Annotated in this window: 14 protein-coding genes and 1 tRNA gene; 10 read left to right on the top strand and 5 right to left on the bottom strand. The window is 53.4% G+C overall.

Going from position 1 to position 15,936, the window contains the following annotated elements; all coding sequences use genetic code 11:
* Window positions 1-10: 10 nt before the first annotated feature.
* The 10 genes from LKE65_RS04940 to LKE65_RS04895 all read left to right on the top strand — a co-directional run bounded on the left by LKE65_RS04940 (window position 11) and on the right by LKE65_RS04895 (window position 11,872).
* Complete coding sequence (locus LKE65_RS04940; RefSeq protein ID WP_278740648.1) at window positions 11-1,123, top strand: extracellular solute-binding protein; 1,113 nt, start codon at window positions 11-13, stop codon at window positions 1,121-1,123.
* Window positions 1,120-1,542: a spermidine/putrescine ABC transporter permease gene (locus LKE65_RS04935; protein WP_278740647.1), complete on the top strand. Its 423-nt coding sequence runs from the start codon at window positions 1,120-1,122 to the stop codon at window positions 1,540-1,542. The genes LKE65_RS04940 and LKE65_RS04935 overlap by 4 nt, the downstream gene beginning before the upstream one ends.
* Complete coding sequence (locus LKE65_RS04930; protein WP_086646389.1) at window positions 1,539-2,012, top strand: YcgN family cysteine cluster protein; 474 nt, start codon at window positions 1,539-1,541, stop codon at window positions 2,010-2,012. Before LKE65_RS04935 ends, LKE65_RS04930 begins: the two co-directional genes overlap by 4 nt.
* Window positions 1,933-2,688 (top strand): M48 family metallopeptidase, encoded by a 756-nt coding sequence (locus LKE65_RS04925; protein ID WP_341461183.1) that lies wholly within the window; start codon window positions 1,933-1,935, stop codon window positions 2,686-2,688. Before LKE65_RS04930 ends, LKE65_RS04925 begins: the two co-directional genes overlap by 80 nt.
* Before the next feature lie 65 nt (window positions 2,689-2,753).
* Window positions 2,754-2,839 (top strand) — tRNA-Leu (locus LKE65_RS04920).
* Window positions 2,840-2,928: 89 nt separating this feature from the next.
* Entirely contained in the window at window positions 2,929-4,302 is a 1,374-nt protein-coding gene (locus LKE65_RS04915; RefSeq protein ID WP_341461182.1) for a site-specific integrase, read from the top strand.
* Window positions 4,303-4,924: 622 nt separating this feature from the next.
* Window positions 4,925-6,472 carry a type I restriction-modification system subunit M gene (locus tag LKE65_RS04910; protein WP_278740645.1) on the top strand — a complete coding sequence of 516 codons (1,548 nt, stop codon included), beginning with the start codon at window positions 4,925-4,927 and terminating at the stop codon, window positions 6,470-6,472.
* The gene (locus tag LKE65_RS04905) at window positions 6,469-7,662 is read left to right on the top strand and encodes a restriction endonuclease subunit S (RefSeq protein WP_278740644.1); all 1,194 of its coding nucleotides are present in this window, start codon (window positions 6,469-6,471) and stop codon (window positions 7,660-7,662) included. Before LKE65_RS04910 ends, LKE65_RS04905 begins: the two co-directional genes overlap by 4 nt.
* Window positions 7,663-8,778, top strand: coding sequence for an AAA family ATPase (locus LKE65_RS04900; protein ID WP_278740643.1), 1,116 nt, complete (start codon window positions 7,663-7,665; stop codon window positions 8,776-8,778).
* On the top strand, window positions 8,771-11,872 hold the full coding sequence (locus LKE65_RS04895) for a type I restriction endonuclease subunit R (RefSeq protein ID WP_278740642.1): 3,102 nt from the start codon (window positions 8,771-8,773) through the stop codon (window positions 11,870-11,872). Before LKE65_RS04900 ends, LKE65_RS04895 begins: the two co-directional genes overlap by 8 nt.
* Window positions 11,873-12,142: 270 nt before the next feature.
* Here LKE65_RS04895 and LKE65_RS04890 read toward each other — a convergent pair whose 3' ends face one another.
* From LKE65_RS04890 to LKE65_RS04870, 5 genes are all read right to left on the bottom strand, one after another.
* Window positions 12,143-12,766, bottom strand: a complete 624-nt coding sequence (locus tag LKE65_RS04890) for a hypothetical protein (RefSeq protein ID WP_278740641.1) — start codon at window positions 12,764-12,766, stop codon at window positions 12,143-12,145.
* A gap of 219 nt (window positions 12,767-12,985) precedes the next feature.
* A complete protein-coding gene (locus LKE65_RS04885) occupies window positions 12,986-14,725 on the bottom strand; it encodes a hypothetical protein (protein ID WP_278740640.1) in 1,740 nt (579 codons plus the stop codon).
* Window positions 14,726-14,744: 19 nt separating this feature from the next.
* Entirely contained in the window at window positions 14,745-15,134 is a 390-nt protein-coding gene (locus tag LKE65_RS04880) for a MobC family plasmid mobilization relaxosome protein (protein WP_278740639.1), read from the bottom strand.
* 178 nt (window positions 15,135-15,312) lie between these two features.
* Window positions 15,313-15,657 (bottom strand): endoribonuclease MazF, encoded by a 345-nt coding sequence (gene mazF, locus LKE65_RS04875; protein ID WP_278740638.1) that lies wholly within the window; start codon window positions 15,655-15,657, stop codon window positions 15,313-15,315.
* Entirely contained in the window at window positions 15,654-15,896 is a 243-nt protein-coding gene (locus LKE65_RS04870) for an AbrB/MazE/SpoVT family DNA-binding domain-containing protein (protein WP_278740637.1), read from the bottom strand. Before LKE65_RS04870 ends, mazF begins: the two co-directional genes overlap by 4 nt.
* Window positions 15,897-15,936: the final 40 nt, after the last annotated feature.

The following is a 15,936-nucleotide window of genomic DNA, read 5'->3' as shown; positions in this document are numbered from 1 at the left end:
AAAACGACGCATGAGGTTTACCCTGTTCTCTTTCCCTTTCCTGAACACACCCGACAGGCAGGCAGTGTCCTCCCAGGAACGAGGGCAGGCTCCTTCTCTTGGCGTTTTATCGCGCCGTCGCGCATTGCTGGCCGGGCTGGGTTGCCTAGCCCCCCTGCTCCCAGCTTCTGCCATGGCCCGGCACCCCGCTCCGCAGAGCAAAGCCGCCAGAAGCCTGCATATCCTGACCTTTTCGGGCAAAATTTCCGGGATACAGAGCAAAATCCTGTTCAAACCCTATGAACAGCTTACCCACCAGACTATTATACCCCATGGCTGGAACGGGCAGATCAGCGATCTGGAGCACGTTATAAAGCAGACACACCGTCCTCTGGCTGCTGCCATGATGGAAAGCAGCAGCCTGCGCATTGGCTGCAACCTCAAGCTTTTGTCACGCCACCAGACCGACAGCTCCCTCAGCAATTGCGGCCAGCCCTCCGCCGCCATAGATTACGCCATGGCATGGGACCGCGCCCGGTTTGACGCAGCCCCCAACTGGCCCGATTTCTGGGATGTTGCGCGCCACCCCGGCCGCCGCAGTCTCCGCCGTGACCCCCGCCTGACACTGGAAATTGCCCTGCTAGCCGACGGCGTGCCCGCCAATGCGCTCTACTCTGCTCTGGCAACGACCGAGGGGGTTAATCGCGCTTTCCTCAAACTTGAACAGCTCAGACCCTATATTGTCTGGTGGTCCACGCCGGAAGAAGCTGGACACATCCTGACTTCAGGCGGTGCTCTTATGGGCTGTGTTCCCACGGGGGAAATTCTTGGCATATCCGGACCAGACCGCCAGCGTTTTGGCCTACACTGGCAGCAGCGTTTTCTGGTCCAATATGGTTGGGGAGTGCTAACCGCTGCAGCACGCAACCCTGCGGCTCTGGCTTTTGTCTCCTGGCTGGAACAGCCGGCACAACAACAGGCATTTGCCAATGCCTGGCCCTCCCTCCCCTCCATAACGGAACTGAATGCTCTGGCTCCACGCCTTAGCCACGTTCCACCTGCCATTATGGTCGATGACACCTTCTGGGAGGCCAATCTGGAAAAGCTGAGTGACCGCTTCCAGCAATGGATTCACCACGTATGATTCCGTATTACTGGGGCCTTGCTGATGCACATACAGCGTGCCTCCATGGCCTGCTGATTCTCACAACCAGTCTGATGGCTACAGCCCTGCTCCTGGGGCTGGGTATTCTCATGCGTATGGAACAATGGCTTTATGCGGCCACACTTTTTCTTCTGCTTCCTTGCACAGTCCTTTCCGTAGCGCTGTCTTTGTTTTTCCATGCGCAAACTACACCGTTTTTGCAGGGCCTTTTCCTTCTTCCTCTACTTTTGTTTCCGTTATCATTACCCATCAGAACCTTGCAGCAGGGCTGGTCGGCTACTGCACGGGAACTCGGTGCAGGCCGGCAGGCAAGGCTCCGTTTTTTCTGGTTGCCACTCCTGAAAAATGCTGCCTGCCAAAGTCTTTTTCTCTCACTTCTCTTTAGCATCGTACAATGACACCTCCATCCCCTCCCCCCTTCTGGAAAACCACTCCCCTTGCGGACATGACAACCGAACAATGGGAATCTCTATGTGATGGCTGTGGCCGATGCTGCCTGCACAAACTCCGTGATGATGACACGGAAGAACTCCACTATACATCTGTCGCATGCAGACTTCTGGATGTAAAAACCTGCCAGTGCACAGACTACCTCAAACGTCACCGCAAAGTGCAGGACTGCGTAACCTTAACCCCCACCATGATCCCGGACCTGGACTGGCTCCCGCCGGACTGTGCCTATAAACGACTGTCTGACGGTCTCGACCTGCCCGCATGGCACCCGCTGATCACTGGGGACCCCAACACGGTTATCACCTCCGGCGCATCCGCCGCGGGGCGATGCATTAGTGAAAGACGTGCAGGAGCACTGGAGGATTACATTGTTGACTGGCCAGCAGAGCCTGCGACAACTCCCGACGGAAATTAACCTTTCCGCTCAGGAGCCCTTACAGGTCATCTGGAAGCACTCTTTGCGGGCAAGGCGCCTTGCCCTACGCATTGCTCCACACGAACAAAAGCTTGTTGTTACCATCCCGCAAGGCTGCACCTCTGCCCAGGCACTTGCATTCGTCCAGAAAAATCACGGATGGATTAGCGAGCGCTTGAAGAAACTTGAAAAAGCACCGTCTTTTTCAGCCAACAACACAATTCTGATTGAAGGAACACCCTACCGGATTGTCCACTCCCCAGAACAACTGGGGGGCGCATGGCTTGAAAACGACCGCCTTATGGTGAGTGGGGATGCGGCATTCATTAACAGACGCGTGACCGATTTCCTCCGCAGCCATGCCGCGACCGTATTAAAAAGAGAAGTGCAGGCAATGGCCCAGCACACTGGCCTGCGCCCGACCCGGGTGGATATCCGAGACACGTCCAGCCGGTGGGGAAGCTGCTCCTCAACAGGCAGGATCATGCTGTCTTGGCGCGTGATCATGGCACCGGAACTGGTGAGGCACTACCTGATTGCCCATGAATTAAGCCACCTCCAGCACATGAACCACAGCCCGCTCTTCTGGCAATGCGTGAGAAGCATTACACCACACAAAACACAGGCCGAAGCATGGCTCCGCCAGAAGGGACCTCTCCTGCTACAAGCCAGATGAACCGAAGATTTGCGCAATAGCTGAAGCATGCTAAAGAACAGCCGCATAGGCCATACAAAGCATATGCGAACTTGGCGGAATGGTAGACGCAGGAGACTTAAAATCTCCAGCCCGTATGGGCGTGCGGGTTCGAGTCCCGCAGTTCGCACCACAGACACCTGAAATAGCACGATTTTTCGGCTGAATGAGGAGCAAAGGCTGTCTTTGCTCCATCATCCTTCCCCACTGAGGGAAGATTTTATGCTCCGAGTTAGAGGCACTACCTACCATTTCCGCCGTATCGTTCCCCCTGCCCTGCGAGCAGCCTTAAACCGGCGGGAAATCTGGGTTTCCCTGAAAACTGGCTACCAGAATGAGGCCCGCAAACGGGCATCACTTCTTCATGCCAGAACCACTGAATTATTCTCTCAGGCCCATCTGGCCCTCTATGAACCAGACGCTTTAAGCAGGCTTGAGGGACTGCGGGTTGCACTGCGGGATTTGCAGAGCGTGAGCCTGCCTTCATCTGCTCAGGAAACGGGGTCCGTGCCAGTTTCAGCACCGATGCCTAAACCCCGAACAGTGAAGAAAATGACCAAAGCACCCAAAGCGGCCCCCTTGATGCTCTCAGGTGCCCTGAAACGCTTTGTCTTGGATAACCCTCATGCCAGTGCGGATACCAAAAAAGCCACTCAACGGGCTGTAAACCTCTTCCTGCAAGCCTTTGGCGATGCCCCTGTGTCCATTATCGGTGGCGAGAAGGCCGGAGCGTTCCGAGACCTCCTGTTTTCCCTTCCAGCCTCACTGGGGAAGCGCAAGAGCAGCCTTACCCTTGAAGAAGAGGCTCAGAGGGCCAAAGAGGAAGGTCTGCCGACCCTGAGCGGGAAAAGCGTCAAGAACCATATGATGCGCCTCTCTGCCCTTTGGAACCAGTTACACCAGAGGGAATTGGTCACACGTAACCCATGGACAGGCTGGAATTTCGAGAATGGGCAGAAGACAGTCAGGAGAAGCTGGACGACAAAGGAACTGGCTTTGCTGGCCTCTGCGTCATGGCACAGCACGTCCGTGCCAGAACAGACCTTCAGGCTGGTTGCCCTCATTGCTGCCTACTCAGGCATGAGGCTAGGCGAAATCTGCACCTTACGGAAAGAAGACCTTCAAACCATCGAAGGTATCCACTGCTTCCTTATCCGTCCTCACACCGAAACCGGCTGGGCACCCAAAACGGAAGCAGGCACTCGTGTAGTGCCAGTCCATTCAAAACTGATTGAAGCAGGAATTCTGGCCTTTAAGGATACCACTGACAGCCCTTATCTCATTCCGGGTCTGGAAACCTCAAAACAAGGTGTCAGGGGCGCAGCCCTTGGCAGGGCTTTCTCATTGCTCAAAACCCGTATCGGCCTACCAGCAGAAATCACGTTTCACTCGTTCCGGCATACCGTATCAACCCAACTCAGAAACGCGGATGCCAACATCCGGGAGGTATGGATTGACCGCCTACTGGGTCATGAAGCAACCCACAAAAGTCAGGGCACCACAACCTATCTGACCCGCATCTCAACAGCCAATTTGCTGCAAACCATAGAGGCAATAAGTTACCCGGTAACAGCCTTCAAAAAAGGAACGACTTAAAAGGGAGCCAGCAGTGTCGAATGGCTACCCATTCGACATCTGGCAAGGGGGGGGGATACCTCCCCCGTTGACCCCCTGAAAGACTGAAAATCAAGACGCTAAAATGACCGCTATCACCTTGATTGTGTTGAAAAAGTCAGGTCAAGTTTCAAGTGCCAACTTTCCGGCCGACCGCTTCTGTTTTTAATCGTCAAACCGCGCACAGGTGACATAGACTGGACCGTGGGTAGAGAGCTACAGGGCTTGGGCGGTGCCTCGGCTCAAGTGTCCGGACATCGAAGGCAGTGACACAACAACCCGAATACAAGGAGTGACACGCCCAAAGCCAGCACGATCTCATCAGAACTCTGAAATTGCTTGGGATTCCCGCCTTGTAGGAAACCGCAAATTTCCATAGAAATCCCCCAAAAGGTGATCTTGGGAAAGTGCTTCGTATGGCAGCTGACATCATGAGCATTGATGAAGTCGTCCACTATCTCAGTATCAACAGGAAAACCGCTTGTCGCTTTGCGGTCGACAGCAATCTGCCAGACTTCAGGGACGGTAACACCTAGCGGTTTTTGCGCATGGATATTGAGGACTGGATCGAGCGTGAAGCCAGTCTAAAGAAGGACAAAAAGAGATGACCGGCCAAGAACAACGCGCAGCGCTACAACGGAAAATCTGGGCCATTGCGAACGATGTGCGCGGCTCAGTCGATGGCTGGGACTTCAAGCAATATGTCCTCGGCACGCTCTTTTACCGCTTTATCAGCGAGAATTTCGCCTCATATATCGAGGCGGGTGACGAGAGCATCGACTATGCGGCTCTGTCTGATAACGTCATCACTGATGACATTAAGGACGACGCTATCAAGACTAAGGGCTATTTCATCTATCCTAGCCAGCTGTTCGCCAATGTGGCGGACGACGCCAATACGAATGACAGCCTGAACACCGATCTGGCACAGGTCTTTAAGGCTATTGAAGCCTCAGCCAATGGCTATCCGTCAGAGGAAGACATCAAGGGCCTGTTCGCCGATTTCGATACGACCAGCACGCGCCTTGGTAATACCGTCGCGGAAAAGAATAGCCGATTAGCCAAGGTGCTTAAGCGCGTTGCAGAATTGAATTTCGGGGACTTCCACAACAGTCAGATTGATCTGTTCGGCGATGCCTATGAATTCCTGATCTCGAACTATGCTGCCAATGCGGGCAAGTCAGGTGGAGAGTTCTTCACTCCGCAGCATGTCTCGAAGCTCATCGCGCAGCTTGCCATGCATGGGCAGGAAAAGGTCAACAAGATTTACGACCCAGCCTGCGGCTCCGGCTCGCTACTGCTGCAAGCCAAGAAGCAGTTCGATGAACACATCATTGAAGAGGGTTTCTTCGGGCAGGAAATCAACCACACGACCTATAACCTCGCCCGCATGAACATGTTCCTGCACAACATTAATTATGACAAGTTCAATATACAACGCGGGGATACGCTCACCCAGCCGCATTTTCAGGACGACAAGCCCTTTGATGCCATCGTTTCCAACCCGCCCTATTCGGTGAAGTGGATCGGCTCGGACGATCCGACTCTGATCAACGATGACCGCTTTGCTCCGGCGGGCGTGCTGGCGCCCAAGTCAAAGGCCGATTTCGCCTTTGTGCTCCATGCGCTCAGCTATCTTTCGGCCAAGGGCCGCGCGGCGATCGTATGCTTCCCGGGGATCTTCTATCGCGACGGGGCTGAGAAGAAGATCCGGCAATATCTGGTTGATAACAACTATGTCGAAACGGTGATCGCGCTCGCCTCCAACCTTTTCTACGGCACGACCATCGCGGTAACGATCCTGGTCCTCGCCAAGAACAAGACCGACACGGCCATCCAATTTATCGACGCCAGCGGAGAAGAATTCTTCAAGAAGGCCACCAACACCAATCTCATGACGGATAAACACATCGCGCGAGTAATGGAGATTTTTGATCGCAAGGAAGACGTCGATCATGTCGCCGCCTCGGTGCCGTATGAGACCATCGTAGAGCGCAGCTATAACCTCTCGGTCAGTTCCTATGTCGAGCCGCGCGACACGCGCGAAGTTGTGGACATTGATGAGCTGAATGAGGAGATCAGCACCACAGTTCAGCGGATCAATCAGCTGCGCGCCGAAATTGACGTGATTGTCGCGGAGATCGAGGCATGAGTGCGGCTGGCTTTCTGGAGAAGCTGTTGGATGGGGCTGAGATGGCGTGGATGCCTTTGGGAGACGTCACTCAATATGAACAGCCGACTAATTATATTGTGAAATCGGCGAACTACAGTGATGTCCACAAAACGCCGGTCTTAACAGCTGGAAAGTCTTTTATTCTGGGCTATACAGATGAGGATCGTGGAACTTATAAAGGCTCGCGATCGCCCGTCATTATTTTTGATGATTTCACAACTGCGAACAAATGGGTCGACTTCGATTTTAAAGTTAAGTCGTCGGCGATGAAGATGATTACCTCAAGCGACGATGCCAGGTTCATTTTGAGATACGTGTTTCACTGGCTAAATACGATGCCTAGCGGTTTGGTCGAGGGAGACCATAAGCGACAATGGATAAGCAACTACTGCAACAAGAAAATCCCCATCCCATGCCCGGATGATCCGCAGAAGTCGCTGGCGATACAGGGGGAAATTGTTCGGATACTCGACAGCTTCACCGAGCTTACCGCCGAGCTTACCGCCGAGCTTACCGCCGAGCTTACCGCCCGCAAAAAACAATACAACCACTACCGCGAGCAACTTCTGACCTTTGATGAGGATGAGGTGGAGTGGAAGGCGTTGGGGGATATCGCAACTCTACGCCGAGGGCGAGTTATGTCGAAGGGCTACCTGCGAGATAACGCCGGTGTGTACCCGGTGTATAGCTCCCAAACTGCAAACAACGGCATGATTGGCCAGATCGAGACGTTTGACTTTGACGGTGAGTACGTCAGTTGGACTACAGACGGAGCAAACGCCGGAACAGTATTCTACAGGAATGAAAAATTCTCGATTACTAATGTTTGCGGCGTAATCAAAGAAAATGGAGCATGCCCGCTGGACCTAAAATTTTTATTCTTTTGGCTTTCGACGGAGGCCAAGAAGCATGTTTACAGTGGAATGGGCAACCCGAAGCTGATGAGTCATCAGGTTGAGAAAATACCAATCCCGATTCCCTTTCCAGATGACCCTAAAATATCGCTAGAAGCCCAAAAGCGCATCGCCTCCATCCTCGACAAGTTCGACACGCTGACTACCTCCCTGACCGAAGGCCTGCCCCGCGAGATTGAGCTGCGTGAAAAGCAATATGCTTATTACCGCGATCAGCTGCTGAGCTTTCCCAAGCCTGACGCAGGGGCGGCGTAAATGGGACAGACGCTGCCCGAGATCGCGGAGAAGCTGCGAGACGCCTCCAAAAAGGTGCAACTCATCTATGCGTTCAACGCCTCCGGCAAGACGCGCCTTTCACGTGAGTTCAGGGAGCTGATCGACCCGAAGACCGAGGAGCGGGATGACGAGCATCGCCCCAAGGTGCTCTACTACAACGCCTTCACCGAAGATCTGTTCTACTGGGACAACGATCTTGAGGGAGACATTGAGCGCAAGCTCAAAATTCAGCCGAACGCCTATACAAAATCCGCCTTTGAAGATTTAGGACTTGACGGCAACGTCATCGCAACATTCCAGCGCTATACGCAGCCAAATCTGACACCACGATTCAGCGCAGACTTTTCGGAGGTTACTTTCTCCCTTGAGCGCGGCACCGATATGAGTAGCGGCAATCTGAAGATATCCAAGGGCGAGGAGAGCAATTTCATCTGGAGCATCTTTTATTGTCTGTTGGATCAGGTGATCAGCACGCGCAACATTACTGAGGTTGATGATCGCGAGACAGCTCAGTTCAATGATCTCGAATATATCTTCATCGATGACCCGGTCAGCTCGCTTGATGAGAACCATCTCATTCAGCTTGCCGTCGATGTCGCGGACCTGATCAAGAGAAGCGATACTACGAACGGCCTGAAATTTATCATCACAACGCACAGCCCACTCTTCTTCAACGTGCTGTTCAATGAGCTGAAAAACAAGATCTGCTACATGCTGAAACGGTTTGAGGATGGAACGTTCGAGCTTACAGAGAAGAGCGGCGATTCAAACCAGAGTTTTTCTTATCACCTTTACCTCAAACAAACGCTGGAGGAGGCAATCGCGGCGGACAAGATCGAGCGCTATCATTTCACCCTGCTGCGCAATCTCTATGAAAAGACATCGAATTTTCTGGGCTATCCGCGATGGTCAGAATTGCTTCCCGGCGATCAGCAACTTTACCTGAACCGTATTATTCAGTTCACAAACCATAATACGCTCTCCAGCGAGGCCATCGCCGAGCCCACACCGCAAGAAAAGCAAACGGTGAAGCTCCTGCTAGATCATCTGCGCAACAATTACAGCTATTGGCAGGAGGAGGCCCCAAATGCCTGACCAGACCACCCCCATCGCTGAGACCAATCGTTTTATCGTTCTTGATAAATATGTGCGCGCCTGGGAGGCGGCTGAAAGCTATCAGTCTGAGACTGACTTAGAGCGCGAGTTTGTTCAGGACCTGCACGATCAAGGCTATGAGTATCTGCCTGACCTGAAATCAACCGACACCCTGCTGGTGAATGCTCGCGTTCAGCTGCAAGCTCTCAACGATGTTCAATTTACAGATAAGGAATGGGTGCGCTTCGTTGAGACCTATCTGGATCGACCCAGCGACAGTGCTACTGACAAGACCCGCAAGATCCACGACGACTATATCTTTGACTTCGTTTTTGATGATGGCCGTATACAGAACATCTATCTGGTCAATAAGGCCAATGTTTGCCGCAACAAGGTTCAGGTCATCAAGCAGTTCGAGCAAGCGGGCACTCATGCGAACCGCTACGATGTGACCATTCTGGTGAACGGGCTGCCGCTGGTGCAAGTCGAACTGAAAAAGCGCGGCGTCGCCATTCGGGAAGCGTTCAACCAGATCCACCGCTACAGCAAAGAAAGCTTTAACTCGGACAATTCGCTCTTCAAATACCTTCAGATCTTCGTAATCTCGAACGGTACGGATACGCGCTACTTCGCCAACACGACCAAGCGCGACAAGAATAGCTTTGACTTCACGATGAACTGGGCGCAGGCCGATAACAGCCTGATCCGGGACCTGAAGGATTTTACGGCGACCTTCTTTGAGAAGCGCACGTTGTTGAACGTGTTGTTGAACTATTCCGTTTTCGACGTCAGTGACACGCTGCTGGTGATGCGCCCTTATCAGATCGCGGCGACTGAACGAATCTTGCGAAAGATCAAAAGCTCGTTCGAAGGCAAGACGCTTAGTAAGCCGGAAAGTGGCGGATATATCTGGCACACTACAGGTTCAGGCAAAACGCTGACCAGCTTCAAGGCGGCCCGCCTTGCCACGCAGCTCGACTTCATCGACAAGGTCTTTTTCGTGGTCGACCGCAAGGATCTCGATTACCAGACGATGAAGGAGTATCAGCGTTTCTCCCCGGATAGCGTCAATGGATCGGACAGCACCGCCGGATTGAAGCGTAACCTCTCCAAGGATGACAACAAGATCATCGTCACGACTATCCAGAAGCTTAACAATCTGATGAAGAGCGAGGGCGACCTGCCGGTCTATACCCAGCGCGTTGTCTTCATTTTCGACGAGTGCCATCGCAGCCAGTTTGGTGAGGCACAGAAGAACCTCAAGCGGAAGTTCAAACATTTCTGCCAGTTCGGCTTCACCGGCACGCCGATTTTTCCGGAAAATGCTTCGGGTGCGGAGACGACGGCTAGCGTATTTGGGCGCGAACTTCATTCCTATGTGATCACCGATGCCATTCGCGATGAGAAGGTGCTGAAATTCAAGGTCGACTACAACAATGTGCGCCCTCAGTTTAAAGCGATCGAAACCGAACAGGACGAAAAGAAGCTGACCGCCGCCGAAAACCGGCAAGCTCTTCAGCATCCCAAACGAATCGCCGAGATTTCCCAGTACATTCTCGATAACTTCCGCCGCAAGACGCATCGTCTCTATGGAGACAATAAGGGCTTTAACGCCATGTTCGCGGTGAGTAGCGTTGATACTGCCAAGCTCTATTATGAAAAGCTGAATGCGCTGCAGGACGGTAGCGATAAGCCGTTGAAGATCGCGACCATCTTTTCATTCGCCGCCAACGAAGAACAGGATGCTATTGGCGATATTCCTGACGAGAGTTTTGAAGTTTCGGCGCTGAATAGTAGCGCCAAGGAATTTCTTAACGCTGCAATCGCGGACTACAACGCCTGTTTCCGAACGAATTTCAGCGTCGATAGTAAGGGCTTCCAGAATTATTACCGGGATCTGGCAAAACGGGTGAAGTCCAAGGAAGTCGACCTACTCATTGTGGTTGGTATGTTCCTGACCGGCTTCGACGCGCCAACCCTGAACACACTGTTCGTCGACAAAAATCTGCGTTTTCACGGCCTTATACAAGCCTACTCCCGCACCAACCGCATTTATGATGCGACCAAGTCCTTCGGCAACATCATTACCTTCCGCGACCTGGAAGAGGCGACCGTCAAGGCAATCACACTCTTTGGCAACGCCAATACCAAGAACGTCGTTCTGGAAAAGAGCTATTCAGAATACATGGAAGGTTTTACGGACCAGACGACAGGCGAGGCGAGGCGAGGCTTTATCGATGTCGTCCGTGAGTTGAAAGAGCGTTTCCCGGATCCCACTGCCATCGAAAAGGAAGCGGACAAAAAGGCCTTTGCAAAGCTGTTCGGCGAGTATCTCCGTGTTGAGAATATCCTTCAGAATTATGATGAGTTCTCCAACCTGCGAGAGTTTCAGGAGATCGACGAGAGTGACCCCGAAGCGGTGAGAGCGTTCAAGGAGCAGCATCATTTGAGTGATGATGACGTTGACGAGCTCAAGAGCATCGAAATGCCTGCTGACCGAAAGGTCCAGGACTACCGTTCGACCTACAATGACATTCGGGATTGGTTTCGCCGCGAAAAGGCTAGTGCCGAGCAGGTTGAGTCAACGATCGACTGGGATGATGTCGTCTTTGAGGTCGACCTCTTGAAATCTCAGGAAATAAATCTGGATTATATTCTTGAGCTAATTTTTGAGTACAACAAAAAAACGAAGAGCAAGTCAGAGCTTGTTGACGAAGTTCGTCGTGTCATTCGCGCCAGTATTGGTAACCGCGCGAAAGAAAGCCTTATTGTCGATTTCATCAATCAGACAAACCTAGATGAACTGGGGGATAAGGCGGGGGTGATTGAGGCTTTTTTTGCTTTCGCACAAGCCGAACAAAGCCGGGAAGCGGAAGAACTGATAACTGATGAAAAATTGAACGCAGAGGCCGCCAAGCGCTACATTGCGACATCGATCAAGCGCGAATATGCGAGCGAAAACGGCACAGAGTTGAACTCGATCCTTCCAAAAATGAGCCCGCTCAATCCACGATACCTGACCAAAAAACGAGATGTGTTCCAGCGCATCTCTGCGTTCGTTGAAAAGTTCAAGGGTGTGGGTGGAAAAATTTAGGCGTGTTCGCGACTTTGCGCTGCCTGTACCTATTGAGCGCAGTCAACAGACTACCGCACATAAACTTCGACAACAGTGGAGGGAACCGGCCACAGCCGGATCGGGAAAACACTTTCACAAGGGCACGGAATGTACCCGAAGCAATCGCCTGGCGTCCGGCTACGCCATAAACAATGTCTGCTTTGGGACATCGCAGCTGTCAGTCGAATGGCCAGAATGGGCGCATAAGCAGCATGCAAATGAATAGCAGTTTTTTGCCTAACGCGACCGTTAACCGACATTCTGCTCGCCCTCCCCATATTGGTCATTACTCATTTGCGATGCGTCGTAGTAGGCGGTGACATAAGAGGCGAGGTCTATCCCAGCTTCCCTGAAGGGACGCATGTCGAGTATTTTTCCACCATTCACCTGCGCGACCGTGAGAGGCCCCGGCTTGAGATCAAGAGTCAGCACGACCGAGGAAAAAGAATTTGCGCCCAGTGCCGCGTCTCCCTCGTTTCTAGTAAGTTGACTCTTGGTTGCCGGTTTACTGAGTAAATATCTTTCGCGAATCAGATCATAAAATTTACGTTCAGTTTCGCTCTGCCAGGTACCGATGTCAAAACCGCCGCAACGTTGTGGTCCATCACTGTCGTGAGCAAAACCAAAGACCCATTGAGTTTGCACTTGTGCAGCGGCTATTTGGGTTCGAATGTAATCTTTCAGGGCCCGTTTGTCTGTACATTCAGGAATCGCAGCAAGTTCAATTTCAACCTCACGTGGGATAAAGAGCTTGAAACAGTCCGATGGCAGTTCAACAGCTAGATCCAGCTTGAGGTCGAAGAGTAAATTCCAGACATTGCTATCTATGGTTACGGCAATGAGACCATCCAGACGAGACTGATAAGGTAACATAATGCTATCCCTCATCATATTTTTGCAAGAAGAGGTCCAGAATGATCCGGTTTAGCGCAACGTAAGGTATCACCCCGTATTGGAGAAGATGGACGCATGGTTGTCAAGATAGAGCGACGGTGATGAATGTCGTCTATTGCTCTTTTACTATCCAATACCGGACCTTCTGCTTCCCCCCACTCCTGCCTTTCCTCCTTTCTGGCCACAGGTGACGGGGTTCTACCCGAGGCCCGGCGCATGCATTCGCGAGGAAGGAACCGGAGCCTGGGGTCCGGTCCTGGATATCGGGCCTGCGAGTTTCGAGCGCAGAAGTGCGATCTCGTGTGCTGCCCGCTCTTTTTCCGGCTGGTGGGCTTTGTTCCACTGTCGGATGCGCTCGGTTCTCGCCTGCACCAGCCGGTCAAAGCGGTATGAGAGCCAGTGCTCAAGTTTTTCCTGATCAGCCATGGCGGTAAATTCGGCATCATGCCGTTTGTGGAAATCTTCAAGGGCTGGTCTGTCGTTCTCCGTCAGAACGGGCCGGACGGGTTCTGGTGGTGTTGAGCGCAGTCCGACAACATGCAGCAAGGCCTGGACCACAAAGCGCAGCACTTCCAGAAATTCGAGCAGAAGCTGCTGGCAGATTTTTTCCAGTTTGCCAGCCTGTCCGGTCATGCGTTGCCAGAGCTTTCCTTCAGCCTGTTTCCATTCCTTTTTGGCACGACTGTAACGTTTAAAGCTGTTACGAAGCTGTTTCTGATAGGGTGTGAGACTTTCCCGCCATTTTGCAACGACTGTTTCCCGGTCCAGAGGTGCCCAGCCCGTTTCCGGGGCTTTCTGGTCAAGGATGGCCTGCTGCTTGCGGATGAGTTCCCTGATCCTGCGACGGGTACGGGCTTCCTCAGCACTGAGAATGACCGGACAGGATGGTGGCCGGGGAGAGACTGTCAGGATGGATGGCCTGTCGACCTCCTCCATCCGTCTGCGCCAGACGTCCTCAAGCTGCCTGTCCAGACGTGGAAGCCTGATGCGTCCTGGCTGTTTCCGCCGGGTCACCGGAACAACGAGGGCGGGCAGTCTCATGAGACCGCTCTCCTCATTGGTGATGCGGACAGGGACGCGGGTGCTCCTGATATCCGTTTTCGGTTTTGCCTTTGCTGCTGACTGCTCTTCTGCCAGAAGCCTTCTGAAGTCAGCCATCCTCACTTTTGTCAGCCGGGTAAAGCTGCCAATCAGCGTGCCATCGCCGGTTTCGATGATATGCGCTCCCGGTCGTGTCCCGTTCCTGTCTCCCTCGCGCATGGTCAGGCTGTGTTCCGCCAGCGCCACCCGGAAGGATGCCAGCCCGTCGGATCGGGACCAGAGAGTTGCCACCAGGGTTTTGCAGGTAGCCAGATCAACACCCTGCCGATCTGCCATCCGTCTGGCCTGCGATGTGTAGGCGGCGCGGGGGCTGGTGCTGTCAGGTGCAGGGATCAGGGCTGCGACCTGTTCCGCTTCCTGATGATGGCCTTCCTGTCGCAGGGCTCTGGCAATAGCCCTGTCATGTCGTCCGGGTACGAGGGTGTGTCCAAGCCGGATTTCTTCCAGCCGGGCGATCTTCTCCAGACGCATCCATGTGAACCGGCTTTCCAGCACATGGTCCTGCTGCCACTCGGGCAGGATCAGGTGCCCGTGGGCGCTGCCATCCTTCTGGTGAACGACGAGTGTGATGTGGTCCGGGTCCGCGTGCAGTTCTTCGCAGAGACGACGGGCAAAGCCAGCCAGCTGGTCATCGGTCATGGCCTCGTCAGGATTGAAGGCGATATGACGCAGGCCATAGGTCAGCCCTTCACGTCTGGCTTCGCGCATGGCGTCACGCATGCGCCAGTCCGAACCCGCCAGAACCCGGATGGCTTCATTCTTCGCACCATGCAGCACATGGCGGGACAAGGCACCCGCGCCACTTCGCGTTTTAATTCTGCTTTCCTGGACGATCATGGCGCATGACCACAGGCAGTCAGTGCAGGGTCAGTGCTGACCTGTCGCACCTGCGACGGGCAGACCTGTCAGAGCGGTTTCTCCGTGAGCGGGGGAGAAGGCAATCAAGATGCTGGATCAGCCTTTCAATCTCGTCCAGCACAGCCCCGCAATGCACGGCATCGCCACAGTTGGCAGAGTGGGCAAGCTGGTTGAGGTTGTTTCCAACACGGGAAAGCTGATGACGTATCCCGCGCAGTTCATCGGGAACGCGTGGCCCATCATGCCCGGTCAGTTCCACACTGGTCAGGAGGGAGCGTATCCAGTGGGCGGTTGTGGCGTGACCGAGGTGGCGAGCAACACTGCTCCAGCGCACCAGTTCATCGGGTGATGCACGGACAGAAAGACGGGATGTTCGGGCAATCGGCATGGTCGGTTCTCCTTAAAGGGGGTCAACGGGGGAAGTATTCCCCCTTGCCAGCTGCGCCATGCACCCGGAACGGGTAGCCATGGAGCACTGCTGGCTCCCTGTAAGGATAACCAATACCGATGCATGATTTCCGAACTTTCTTCTTATGCAAACGAGATTGGCGGGAGGCCTGTTCCCTTTATCCCACCAGCAGGCGGACACGCTGCCTGATTGCTTCCAGCTCTTCCGGCGAAATTGTCCCTTTCAGCTTCGCTTTCCTGACACGCCAATCCAGACTTCTGACCTGATCTGACAAGGCCACACTGGCAGTTTTTCCAGTCAGAGCCACTTCAAAAGGATAGCCTTTGACCTTGGTCGTTGTCGGACAGCACAGCATCATTCCAGCTTTAGCGTTATAGCTGACAGGACTCAGCACAACAGCAGGTCGGTGCCCAGCCTGCTCCCTGCCCGCCTGCGGATCAAACTCAAGCCAGACAATGTCCCCGCAATCAGGAACCCAGACAGTCGTTGCTTTGGCACTCACCAGCTTTCACCACCAACAGATGGACCGAAGTCCATTTCATCATGGCGGTTTTCGACCGTAATACCTGACACTAATTCTTCCAGTTTGAGAGGAACTGCTCTGACTGGCTCTATGATGATTCGCCCATCTTCTTCTCGCACATCGACGGCCTGATCGATCTTCAGACTGACGGCTTCAAGCACACCGGCAGGAAGACGAATGGCTGCACTGTTCCCCCATTTCCTGACAACGCCCTGCATGATGATTTCCCTCAGCTAAAGTTTATACGTCGTATATACA

Origin of the sequence: Acetobacter fabarum (assembly GCF_022483405.1) — a bacterium.
Taxonomy (GTDB): Bacteria; Pseudomonadota; Alphaproteobacteria; order Acetobacterales; family Acetobacteraceae; genus Acetobacter; species Acetobacter fabarum.
The sequence above is the reverse complement of the archived record's forward strand: the minus strand, read 5'-3'. Positions and strand labels throughout refer to the sequence as shown.